Source organism: Cylindrospermopsis sp. CR12, assembly GCF_001432185.1.
In the GTDB taxonomy this organism is placed as follows: domain Bacteria; phylum Cyanobacteriota; class Cyanobacteriia; order Cyanobacteriales; family Nostocaceae; genus Raphidiopsis; species Raphidiopsis raciborskii.
The window spans coordinates 1-11,449 of sequence record NZ_LMVE01000111.1 but is presented as its reverse complement, the minus strand read 5'-3'; the positions used below and the strand labels follow the sequence as shown (position 1 = coordinate 11,449).

Sequence of the window (11,449 nt, the reverse complement as noted above, 5' to 3'; positions counted from 1 at the left end):
TTGTAAAAAAGCCTGTGAAATACTTCAGCGTTCCTTACAAATTCAACCTGATAATTATATATTTTTTATATTCGCTAAGTGTTTAGAACAGCTAGGAAGATATAAGGATGCAATCACTCAAATTGAGCAGATAGACACTAGAAAATTAAAACAATATCATGTTAATGTTATTCATATTACCTTAGGTAGACTATATTACTGTCTTAAATTGTACCAAAAAGGTGATTCTTACTTTAACTTAGCAATTGATAAGTCAGATGATAAGGAGAAGTCCATACTATCTAGTGCGAGAAGTATCCTAGCTAATAATCCTCATAACGAGAATGCTGTAAAAATGTTACGACAAATTACTGAAGATTCACCAAGATATGGTGAGGCCTGGGAAATGTTAAGACTAAACACTAGTCAAAAAGAATATTTTGAAATGGTTCATCCTGATTATGATCATGCTTTAAATGATGCTCAAATTCTTAATAGATCAATTTATCACAAAATTGCTAATGAGATTAGTATTCTTAAAGCAATTGCTTACAGAATATTACGTGCTTGCAAAGATGAAAATGAGGTACTCACTTCTATTATTGCAAGCATTGAAGATGTATTGGAACAGATTAACAGTCGTCGCGCAGCAGAAAAATCAGAACTTGAATTTTTTAGTACCGACGAAACTATTGCCAATACCAATAATAAATATCAACATATCCTAGAAGTCGTTACTAAAACCGCTCATGATATTTCTGATTTTGTTAACAACGAATTAGCAATTATTGAATCTAAAACTCGACGTATGATTAAGAAAACTCCCTATGAAGACCCTCAGTATATTCAATTCAACAAACTGTTAATACAGCTAGAGTTGAGTCAAGCTGCTCTTAATGATTTAAAAGCAATTAATGAAGGTATTAAACTTAAAAAACATCACTTTCCAGTTAGGAAACTATTTGAAAAATGGGAATCTAATACTCAAATTGATAATGCTTGTATTACTCTAAATATCCAAAATGGTGACTCATATTTTAATGGTGATGAAGAAAAAATTAAGAGTGTTATCAATGAATTAGTAGAAAATTCCATCAAACATAACTCTCAAAAAGCAGATTTGCAAATTCAGATTATTTCCCGAGATACTGTCAATCCTTCAGGAATTCGTGGTGCTAGGATTCCCGGTTCACAGAAATATCTATTTATTGAGTTTAATGATAACGGTCAAGGTATCAGTCCCAGTAGGAAAGATTGGATATTTCAACCTATGAAAACTACAGCAACAGAAGGTTATGGTAGCGGTTTGGGATTATTCATTATCCGCAAAACATTAATTCAGATGAATGGATATATTCAGGAAACTGGACAGAAAGGAGCTACATTTGAAATTTATATTCCCTATACTGAAGAGCCATAATTAATTTGCTCGGATTTGACTTTTAGGCAATTTAATACTACAATTTTACACTGTACTACCACTATATGTTGCCAAAAACCCCAATTTAGACTTTTACAAGGTCAAGACAAGACAATCCCTAACCCATTACCAAACCTTTAGTCGCTAACCACTCGGGATTAAATATACGCGACTGATAACGAGACCCACTATCACATAAAATAGTCACAATAGTATGCCCTGGACCCAACTCCCTAGCTAAAGCTACAGCTGCACCAACATTAATCCCCGTTGAACCACCCATTAATAAACCATCTTTTCTTAACAACTGATATACCACTCTCAAAGCTTCCTGATCATTAATTTGAATCGCATCATCAATGGGAACATCCTCCATATTCGCTGTAATCCTACTATTACCAATTCCCTCGGTGATGGAATTACCCTCTATACTTATCTTACCAGTTTTAATATAACTATATAAACCACTACCCAAGGGATCAGCAACCACACATTTAATATTAGAATTCTTTTCTTTTAAGCACATTGCCACCCCAGCATAAGTTCCCCCTGTTCCAGTTGCTGCTACCCAACCATCTATTTTACCACCTGTCTGTTGCCAAATTTCCTCCCCCGTGGTCTCGTAATGAGCACAACGATTGGCTAAATTGTCAAATTGATTCGCCCAAATGGCATTAGACATTTCCTCAGCTATTCTACCAGACAGTCGCACGTAGTTGTTAGGATCTTTATAGGGCACTGCTGGTACTGGACGAACTTCCGCCCCTAATGTTGTCAGCGCCTCTATTTTTTCCTGGGACTGGGTATTGGGAATAATGATCAAACATTTATAACCTTTAGCATTACATATATGAGCTAATCCAATCCCTGTATTACCCGCAGTTCCCTCTACCACAGTACCACCAGGTCTTAGTAAACCCTTTTTTTCTGCATCTTCAATAATGTATAGTGCAGCACGATCTTTAACGGATCCTCCAGGATTGAGGAATTCCGCTTTACCTAAAATTTCACAACCGGTTTCTTCACTAAAGCTGTTCAGTCTGATTAGTGGAGTGTTGCCAATTGTGCCAATAAATCCTCTTTTAATATCCATACTAATTAGATTAAGTCACTGCTTATAGGTTTGAGTAATTATATTTTTATTCATTATATGCTGGGCGCGCTAGCAAGAGCTTGGCACGCCATGTGTTTGGATCTAACCTCTACCTATTGGGTTGGGGGGTCAACCGTAAATAGGGTTTGATTTCTTGATAACCCTTGGGAAATTTCTCTTTCAGAACTTCTGGGTCTTTTAGGGATGGTACAATTACGCAATCATCTCCGTCTTTCCAATCCGCTGGAGTTGCTACACTGTAGTTATCAGTTAATTGCAGGGAATCAATGACTCGCAACAGCTCATCAAAGTTACGTCCGGTGCTGGGAGGATAGGTGAAGGAAAGACGAAGTTTTTTATTGGGATCAATGACAAATACGGAGCGCACTGTAATATTGGCCGCCGCATTTGGGTGAATCATATCATATAGCTCGGAAACCTTTTTGTCTGGATCCGCTATAATTGGATAGTTTAATGTGGTGCTTTGGGTTTCTTCAATATCCCCTACCCATCCTTGGTGGGATTCTACATCGTCCACACTCAATGCGATCGCCTTGACGTTACGTTTGTCAAATTCGGGTTTTAATTTAGCAACTGTGCCTAATTCTGTGGTACAAACAGGTGTGTAATCAGCAGGGTGGGAAAACAGCACTACCCAGCTGTCACTCGCCCACTCATAGAAGTTGATTTCACCGTGTGTTGATGCTTGTGTAAAGTTTGGTACTGTATCACCAAGATGGAGAGCCATACTAGATTCCCTGTAATTAGAAAAGATAATTATTTACCGCCCCACTATAACATAGATGGATCTTTATCCTAAACTGACTTTGCTAGTTGCAACAAATTTTTACAAACTCCTTACATACCCTATCTCCTTGTGTGGGATTTAGTGCTTGCAAGCTACCTATAGAGGAGAAAATGGGTACAAACAAAGACACACCTATTATAATCCTAGTCTAATTCCTCTTGCCATCATTGAAGCAAAAAGGGGAATTAGGCTAAATCCCACAAGCTCTAGACGAATAATAGTTTTGAGCAGATTGATTTTTTCGGGACTGACTTCTGGGGAATTCTGATTACGGAGATTTTTAATCCACATCAAAAATGAAAAGGTGGGATACAAGGACAATAACCCAACCAGGATAAATATGGATATTTTCAACCAGAAAACCGGTTGATGAGTATAGTATGCAGCTCCTTTCTCTAAGTACAAAACTCGGAGAACACCTGTGATTAGGACGGTAACCCCTGCAATTCCGTAGGCGCTATCAGCTATAAGAACTCGCCATCCTTCTTTATTGGTTAGGTCTGGTTTAAGGGTAAATAGTTCTGTACATAAGGAACCAAAGATAATTGCTAAGCTCAAATAGTGTAAATAGGCGACTATCGCATTAACTAACATAAATTCATCCTAAATTAAAAAGCTCATAAATTGCTATACCTCAATTATTGAGGATACTCCCAGGAAACAAAAGGGACTGGCACAATTTCTCCTTGAGTTTCTCCCACTTCTACAGTTAAACCCACGCCTCCTGCTTTCGCACGAATATAACCTAACCCAAAGTGTCCTTCAGGAGTTTCTATGTAGCTGGTAAGTTTACCAACTTTTTCTTCTGATATGGTAATTATAGTTCCCGGTTGTGCACAATTTTTTAGCTTAATTCCCCATAAATGTTGTTTTACCCCTTTGTAAGTATTTAGTCTGGCAATGGTCTCTTGACCAATGTAACAACCCTTATTAAACGAAACTGTCTGCCAAAGACCAACTTCTAAGGGATTATAATCATCCGTTAGCTCTGCATCGGGAGCGGGACGACCTTGGGAAATCCGCAGCATTTCCCAATGGCGATCGCTCAATTTGACTGCTCCCCAATCTAGGAGTTGCTGCCAAATTTGCTGTTTTTCTGCTCTGGGGAGAATTAGGGTATAGCCAGGTATAGCTAATCCTGTACCAACAGCAAAAATGATGCCATTGATTGAAATGTGATGACCATCAGGTTGACTCAGAAGTGATGCTGCACCTAGTTTACTGATTATGGTATCACTTTCTGGACCCAGGAGAGTGAATGTTGCTGTTTGCTCGGTTATATCTGTCAGGGTCACCTGGTCTGCGAAAAATATATAACGGTCTAACCAGGAGAGTAAAAATTCCCGCCGATTGGGTGAGACTAGTAATAATACTCTGTCTTCTAAGACATATCCAGTCACTAAATCTATGGTTCTAGCTGTGGAAGTGACCATCACAGTGTCACATCCACTACCTGGTTGTAAAGATTGAAGGTTATTAGTGCTTTGATTGTGTAAAAAACGCAATCTATCTTCACCAGTAACTTCAATTCTTCCCCAATGGGAGCGATCGCAAACAGCAGTTTTTGTTTTAGCTGCATAAACAGCTGCTCTGTCTTCGCTATCAATTAAAGATGTTAACATAATCATCCACCTATTTAGTTTTATCCGCAACTACTTTCTTTCTGTATTACTACCATCAGTATTGCCACCAGGTCTATTTTCTTCTACTTTTATCTTTGATGGCTGCTGATTTTGCAATATCTGATTTTGACGGGCTTTAAAGGCTGCTGCTGCATCCTCTAACTGCTGATTTTGCTGATTAGGGTCCCAGTTCAATGGGCCAAAGTTCAACCGATGAATTATATTGAACATATCAAGTCCCGAATCATTTACCAAAGGATTTGTGTTGTCCGGACTATTCAAAGGTTGACTTGTAATAGCGGTATTAGCAAAGCTTGGTTGTGGTGCAAATAAACCAATAAGACCTATTCCTGCACCACAAACCAGCAAAAGTTTACCCTTCAAAAAATATTTGTTCATGATTTCCCCTCCGTTTTGTCTGTTTTAACAAGGTTAGGCTAAGGTTTTGCGTAATTGGGATTGAATGCTTAATAAAGCCACTATTGCAAATCCCAATAATACTAACAAGGATCCTCCAAAGCTAACATTACCCCAAAACACCTCCATCACCACATCATTTAGTTCCCAATCACTATTGAGATATAAATGCCTAATTGGTTCTATGGCATAGCTCAAAGGGTTGAGAGCAACTACGATTTTTAACCACTCTGGCATGAAAGATAATGGAGCTAAGGCTGTACTAGCAAATAATAGAGGTAAATTACTTACAAAAATTACTGCTATTAGTTCTATGTGTCCAGGCAAAGCAAAGGCCAAACCCAGGGAAATAGCTGTAACTCCCAATGCCAGTAAAAATACGATCAAGGCGATCGCCACTAGTCCATTGATATCTGGTAGTCCGGCTCCCAGTAGTGCTGCTGCACCAACTATCACCGCTGCTTGAAGTAAACTTTGGCTAATGATGAAAATAGCAGAAGCAAACACAATAGAAAACCGAGAAGCTAAAGGTGCTACCAGTAACCGGTTTAAAAAGCCAAATTCCCGATCAAACATAACCGGTAAACCGGCATTTAAAGCCCCAGCAAAAGCGGTAAATACTATCACACCAGCAGCTAAAAATTGTCCGTAATTGGCAGTGGAACCAAATAAACCCTGGGGGGCATTTTGGAACAATGCGCCGAATAACACTAACCACATTACTGGTTGAATAATACCAGCTATGAGGGTAGAAGGACGACGCTGTAGTTGAATAAATAGACGACGGGTTAGAGCTAAAGTTTCTTGGGTGATTTCCCCTATAAAACTAGATCCAGTGTCAGAAACCATAAGGGAGGGAGAAGTAACGGATGGTAAATTGATATCTGTCTTCATAATGATTTAGATTGGGCGAAGTTATTGATGAATATATGAGGATTTTTAGGTCCCTTGACTAACTGGTTAGGATTGTATATTGCCAACCTATCTCATATTTTGCTTTTTCTCAGCTTTAGGATCACGATTAGCTACCGCTGCTAACTCCGCATCCATTAATGTCTTACCAGTAGCAGCCAAGTAAACATCATCTAAACTGGGACGGGATTGGGCAATACCAAAAATTGGTAGACCTACATTACTTAAAGTCTGCTGAATAGTAATTAGGGCATCATTTTGCGGGGTAACAACTAAATTCAAAGAATTTCCCTGGGCGGAATTAATGATTATTTCCTGCACAAAAGGTAGAGTTGCCAATAAGTTCTTGGCCTTTTCTGCTTCCTCCTGATGTGAAAACTCCCGGATGCGCAAAGTAATGCGATCGCCTCCCACTTGATCTTTTAATTGAGCAGGTGTACCAGTAGCAATTACCAGACCCTTATCTATAATTGCCACTTTATCTGCCAAAGCATCAATCTCTTCTAAATAGTGACTAGTGATGACTACAGTAGTACCAGCTGCTCGTAATTTGCGCAAGAAATCCCAGACTACAATTCGACTTTCTATGTCCAATCCTACCGTTGGTTCATCCAAAACTAACACATCTGGAGAATGTAATAACCCAGCTGCTAGATCTAGACGTTTACGTAAACCACCAGAATAGGTTCCAGTTTTTTGATCTGCATATTCCTGTAAACCAAGCAACTCCAAAACCTTAGCAATTCGCTCCTTGATTGCTGCACCGGGTAGATGGTAAAGAGCTGCTTGCAGTTGTAATAGTTCTCTACCCGTTAATATCTTATCTATGGCTACCTCCTGAGCGACATAACCCAACCTTTGTCGTGCCAATTTGGGATGGTCCACAACAGATATACCCGAAACTTGAACTTTTCCAGCATCTGGGGTAGTCAGAGTACAAAGAGCGCGGAGAGTAGTAGTTTTACCTGCACCATTGGGACCAAGTAAACCAAAGATTTCTCCCGATTGTACCTCAAAAGACACATCTTTGACTGCGACGACCTTACCGTAGCTTTTCCTTAGATGTTCGATTAAAACGGCTGAAGCCATAGTGCTATACGTTTCCCAACAATTTATCTCCCATTTTACCCAAAAAATCAGTTTTGCGCTTTGCCATTTAACGTAGGTTGGTTTGACTGAGGTGGTGATTGCTAATCTTCATCCAATCTTAGGAAACCCGATATTACATCTTACATCTAAAATTATCCTTTACTTAACTATTACTTAACCAACCGCTGTTAATCTAGGGTCAAACTAGACGATGAATCAACAACAAACACAGTGAGTATTACGATTAACAATGTTTCCAAGAGTTTTAAAGGCAAAGTGGCACTAAAACAAGTGTCATGTAGCATATATGAAGGGGACATGGTAGCCCTAATTGGTGCATCCGGTTCAGGAAAGTCCACACTCTTGCGGCACATTAATGGCTTACAAACTGCTGATGCTGGTGAGGTCACCGTATATGGTACCACCTTGCAAAGTCAGGGAAAACTACATTCGAAAGTCAGACTGTTACGCAGTCGCATTGGTTGTATTTTCCAGCAGTTTAATCTAGTAAATCGGTTGACAGTAATTGAGAATGTTTTGGTTGGTAACCTGGCCAGAGTGTCTACTTTACGTTCAACACTACATTTGTTTACTAAAGAAGAAAAAATTCAAGCTCTAGCTGCGCTGGAACAGGTCGGAATTATTGAGCATGCTTACAAGCGAGCCTCTACAATTTCGGGAGGACAACAGCAAAGGGTAGCCATTGCTCGTTGTTTAGTTCAGAGGGCAAAGATTATATTAGCGGATGAACCCATTGCTTCATTAGACCCAGAGTCAGCACGTAAAGTAATGGAGTTGCTGGTGCAGCTTAACCGAGATAATGGAATTAGTGTAGTAGCCTCTTTACATCAAATTCAAATGGTAAGAAACTACTTTAGTAGGGCAATTGCCTTGAAGGATGGAGAAGTAAAATTCGATGGCGCAACTGTAGAATTGGATGATAGGAAACTAAACCAAATTTATGGTGCAGCTGTGGAAGAATTGGTAATGCGAGGACATGGTGAAGTGTTGCTATGATTTCTAAACTCGAGTTTTTTCCGCATTTAAATCTTGCGCACCAGCAGAAAATATCACTTATAAACATCATTGAGGAATAGCCATGAAACGCAGATCATTCATTGAAAGCTCCGCTTTATTTGGTGCGTCTTTATTAGGTACTCAAGCCATTGCCACCATTGGTAACAGAGGTATTGAGCCAGTACAAGCCCAACAAATAAAAGAACTGAACTTCGGTATTATTTCCACAGAATCCCAAGCCAATCAAAGACCCCTTTGGGAACCATTTATTGCAGCGTTATCAAGTTCTATAGGTATTCCAGTGCGAGCTTTTTATGCTACCCAATATGCGGGAGTAATTGAGGCTATGCGTTTTGGTCAGGTGCAAATAGCTTGGTATGGTGGTAAATCCTATATTGAAGCTGCTAAAATTGCCAATGCAGAAGCCTTTGCCCAAACTGTTTCTAGCGATGGAAAAAAAGGTTACTATGCTCATCTAATTGCCAATAAGAGTAATCCAATTACAGCAGCAGCAAAGAAACAGGGTGGGGATAAATATGTGATCCGAAATGCGAGTAAATTAACTTTTGCATTTAACGATCCTAACTCTACCTCTGGGTTTTTAGTACCTAGCTACTATGTATTTGGCAAAAATAAAGTTGACCCCAAGAAAGTTTTTAAACGCTTAATTTTCTCAGGTAGTCACGAAGCTACAGCTTTAGCAGTGGCAAATAACCAGGTAGATGTAGCCACTAATAATAATGAGTCTCTAGAAAGACTGGAAAAAACTAATCCTTCAGCCAGACAGAACATTGAGATCATCTGGACATCACCAATTATCCCTAGTGATCCCATAGCTTATCGTAAAGATTTACCAGCTGATGTGAAGAAAAAATTGCAGAATTTCTTCTACAATTTCAAAGACAAAAAAATCTTAGAACCTTTGCAATGGTCAGCCTTGGTCCCAGCTAATGATAAAACCTGGAACCCTATTCGAGAGTTGGACCTTGCTAAACAGGTTTTGGACTTGGAGGCTAAAACTGATCTAACCCCTGCGGATAAACAAAAATTAAACAACTTGAATAGCCAACTACGAAAACTGCAAGGACGTTAATACCAATTAATTACTAGTAATTATCAGCTGTTGATTTTTAAAAACTAAGTTAGAGATCAACAGCTACCTTGCCAAACAACCACACCAAATATATCACTAAATATAATACATTAAATCTAAGTGTACACGAACATGTCAGACAACTCAAAAAATGGTGATCCTTCTCCTAACGTTTTGGCAATGTTGGAGCAAGAAGCCAAAATTATCAACATTAAAAGAGTTCTATTAGCTTTAGCAATTGCTGTGGCCCTTATTGCCTCCTATCTACAAAGTGAATTAAATTTCTTAGTGCTTCTGCAACGTGGAGACAATATGGTGGAGTATGTTAAATCATATTTTCTACCAGACTTTTCCGACTGGGGATATTACTTTTCTGAAACTGTAATTACAATTTCTATGGGACTCTGGGGAACCCTAATGGCGGCGATCGTTTCTGTTCCCTTATCCATCCTAGCATCCAATAATATGTGCCCAATATGGATTGTGCAACCAACAAGGCGAGTATTAGATGCTATGCGTGCTATTAATGAAATAGTGTTTGCATTGATATTTGTAGTGGCAGTGGGGTTAGGTCCCTTTGCAGGGGTATTGGCCTTATTTGTACACACCACTGGAGTATTGGGTAAATTGTTCTCTGAAGCAGTAGAATCTATTGAACCGGGTCCAGTGGATGGGATTAGAGCTACTGGTGCTAGTCATATTCAAGAGGTCATTTATGGTGTGATTCCCCAGGTTATGCCTTTGTGGACTTCTTTTACGCTTTATAGATTTGAATCTAATGTCCGCTCCGCTTCTGTTCTGGGCATAGTGGGAGCTGGTGGCATAGGTGTTTCACTTTATCAAAGCTTTGGCGCTTTCCAATATCAAAAAGTCTGTGCGATTTTAATTGTTCTAGTAGCAGCTACTGCTATAATTGATTTGTTATCTGCTAAGATAAGAAGTTGGTTGGTTTAGTGTGACGAGGGCGATCGCACTGCAATCCAAGCAATTCAATATCCCTGTCTAATTGTTGAGGTTTTATCTCCCAGTACGGCCAGTTATGACCGAGGGGATAAATTTAGATTGTATCGTCGTAATCCTAGTTTGCAAGATTATCTTTTAGTTGATGCTGAGAAAATAGCGATTGATTTATACCGCAAAAATGATCGGGGTAATTGGGAGATTTTTAATTATCAGTCGGGGGATAATATCGAGCTACAAAGTATTGATTTAAGTTTTCCCATTCAGTCGGTTTATGAGGATATTGTTTTTGAGGAATTAGCTTGATAACAGTTACAAATTAAAATCATCGACTCAGTTTTAGCACTTTGGTTTTGGTTTTTAAAAATATCTGTGGTCTTAATTTAGGAGTATATAGAAATCACAGGCGATCGCGAAGCACTCCCTATGGGAGCTCGCGTGGCAAACATATTATCACAAGTCCACACAAGAGTTTAAAATTAAAATGGAGTGGATTATCCAAGCTATTCGCCGCTCCCTAGTTCTTTATAAACACTATAACTTGGAGGTCTATATTGTCAGCTATAGACAATTTAATCATCAGGTTAAAAGCCTCATTTACCAGTTTTAAACCGCAGTGGGGGAGATTTGGCAATTAATTCCCCTTTGCTTAACCTTTAGGGGCTTTGCCGTGTGTTTGCGGGAAAGTTGACCGCCTTCAGCTGGGCCCTAAAGAAGGGAAAATAGGTATCAGTACCGAACTGGTTACCAGCTGCAAATTCTAGTCCCGAATTGCGCAAATATTCCTTGACTAAAATAGTCGTGCGATCGCCTCTCTAAACACTTCACCAATCTTGTAGCTTGAGTTTAATAAGAAACTCAACTATCCGGGATGATTATAATTAAATGTATAAAAAAATCTGATCTACATACATATAAAATACCTACAGTAGTCGAAAATCCTTACTACATATAGCAAAATCCCTAATTGGCAAAATTATTAAAAATTTTTGTAAAAACCCCTTTACAAAACTAAACATCTGTCTTAATATAAGTTCAT

The 11,449-nt window shown here is 38.9% G+C and carries 11 protein-coding genes and 1 pseudogene; 5 read left to right on the top strand and 7 right to left on the bottom strand.

Features of this window, described 5'->3' with window-relative positions:
• A partial coding sequence (locus tag ASL19_RS13060; protein ID WP_161808605.1) for an ATP-binding protein occupies positions 1 to 1,399 on the top strand: 1,399 nt, incomplete at its 5' end.
• A 118-nt stretch (positions 1,400 to 1,517) separates the two neighbouring features.
• Here the strand turns inward: ASL19_RS13060 and ASL19_RS13055 are convergent.
• The 7 genes from ASL19_RS13055 to ASL19_RS13025 all read right to left on the bottom strand — a co-directional run bounded on the left by ASL19_RS13055 (position 1,518) and on the right by ASL19_RS13025 (position 7,340).
• Positions 1,518 to 2,492 carry a cysteine synthase A gene (locus ASL19_RS13055; protein ID WP_057178674.1) on the bottom strand — a complete coding sequence of 325 codons (975 nt, stop codon included), beginning with the start codon at positions 2,490 to 2,492 and terminating at the stop codon, positions 1,518 to 1,520.
• A gap of 109 nt (positions 2,493 to 2,601) precedes the next feature.
• Positions 2,602 to 3,240: a peroxiredoxin gene (locus ASL19_RS13050; RefSeq protein WP_006275944.1), complete on the bottom strand. Its 639-nt coding sequence runs from the start codon at positions 3,238 to 3,240 to the stop codon at positions 2,602 to 2,604.
• A 195-nt stretch (positions 3,241 to 3,435) separates the two neighbouring features.
• A complete protein-coding gene (locus ASL19_RS13045; RefSeq protein WP_006275945.1) occupies positions 3,436 to 3,894 on the bottom strand; it encodes a DUF2214 family protein in 459 nt (152 codons plus the stop codon).
• 44 nt (positions 3,895 to 3,938) lie between these two features.
• Positions 3,939 to 4,922, bottom strand: a complete 984-nt coding sequence (locus ASL19_RS13040) for a folate-binding protein YgfZ (protein WP_057178672.1) — start codon at positions 4,920 to 4,922, stop codon at positions 3,939 to 3,941.
• Positions 4,923 to 4,952: 30 nt separating this feature from the next.
• Positions 4,953 to 5,321 (bottom strand): hypothetical protein, encoded by a 369-nt coding sequence (locus ASL19_RS13035; protein WP_057178671.1) that lies wholly within the window; start codon positions 5,319 to 5,321, stop codon positions 4,953 to 4,955.
• A 33-nt stretch (positions 5,322 to 5,354) separates the two neighbouring features.
• Positions 5,355 to 6,233, bottom strand: a complete 879-nt coding sequence (locus ASL19_RS13030) for an ABC transporter permease (protein ID WP_057178670.1) — start codon at positions 6,231 to 6,233, stop codon at positions 5,355 to 5,357.
• Positions 6,234 to 6,320: 87 nt separating this feature from the next.
• Positions 6,321 to 7,340, bottom strand: a complete 1,020-nt coding sequence (locus ASL19_RS13025) for a daunorubicin resistance protein DrrA family ABC transporter ATP-binding protein (RefSeq protein ID WP_006275949.1) — start codon at positions 7,338 to 7,340, stop codon at positions 6,321 to 6,323.
• A gap of 231 nt (positions 7,341 to 7,571) precedes the next feature.
• On the opposite strand from ASL19_RS13025, the gene phnC reads away from it, so the two are divergent.
• The 4 genes and pseudogenes from phnC to ASL19_RS13005 all read left to right on the top strand — a co-directional run.
• Entirely contained in the window at positions 7,572 to 8,357 is a 786-nt protein-coding gene (gene phnC / locus ASL19_RS13020; protein ID WP_072149141.1) for a phosphonate ABC transporter ATP-binding protein, read from the top strand.
• Positions 8,358 to 8,439: 82 nt separating this feature from the next.
• Positions 8,440 to 9,450, top strand: a complete 1,011-nt coding sequence (phnD, locus tag ASL19_RS13015; RefSeq protein ID WP_057178668.1) for a phosphonate ABC transporter substrate-binding protein — start codon at positions 8,440 to 8,442, stop codon at positions 9,448 to 9,450.
• Between the two features lie 132 nt (positions 9,451 to 9,582).
• Positions 9,583 to 10,404 (top strand): phosphonate ABC transporter, permease protein PhnE, encoded by an 822-nt coding sequence (gene phnE, locus ASL19_RS13010; RefSeq protein ID WP_006277567.1) that lies wholly within the window; start codon positions 9,583 to 9,585, stop codon positions 10,402 to 10,404.
• Positions 10,405 to 10,716: pseudogene (locus ASL19_RS13005) on the top strand (Uma2 family endonuclease); the annotation flags it as partial.
• Positions 10,717 to 11,449: the final 733 nt, after the last annotated feature.

Bases quoted from the DNA above. Each gene is read 5' to 3' on its own strand.
- ASL19_RS13055 (WP_057178674.1), bottom strand. From the start codon at position 2,492: ATGGATATTAAAAGAGGATTTATTGGCACAATTGGCAACACTCCACTA.
- ASL19_RS13050 (WP_006275944.1), bottom strand. From the start codon at position 3,240: ATGGCTCTCCATCTTGGTGATACAGTACCAAACTTTACACAAGCATCA.
- ASL19_RS13045 (WP_006275945.1), bottom strand. From the start codon at position 3,894: ATGTTAGTTAATGCGATAGTCGCCTATTTACACTATTTGAGCTTAGCA.
- ASL19_RS13040 (WP_057178672.1), bottom strand. From the start codon at position 4,922: ATGTTAACATCTTTAATTGATAGCGAAGACAGAGCAGCTGTTTATGCA.
- ASL19_RS13035 (WP_057178671.1), bottom strand. From the start codon at position 5,321: ATGAACAAATATTTTTTGAAGGGTAAACTTTTGCTGGTTTGTGGTGCA.
- ASL19_RS13030 (WP_057178670.1), bottom strand. From the start codon at position 6,233: ATGAAGACAGATATCAATTTACCATCCGTTACTTCTCCCTCCCTTATG.
- ASL19_RS13025 (WP_006275949.1), bottom strand. From the start codon at position 7,340: ATGGCTTCAGCCGTTTTAATCGAACATCTAAGGAAAAGCTACGGTAAG.
- phnD (WP_057178668.1), top strand. From the start codon at position 8,440: ATGAAACGCAGATCATTCATTGAAAGCTCCGCTTTATTTGGTGCGTCT.
- phnE (WP_006277567.1), top strand. From the start codon at position 9,583: ATGTCAGACAACTCAAAAAATGGTGATCCTTCTCCTAACGTTTTGGCA.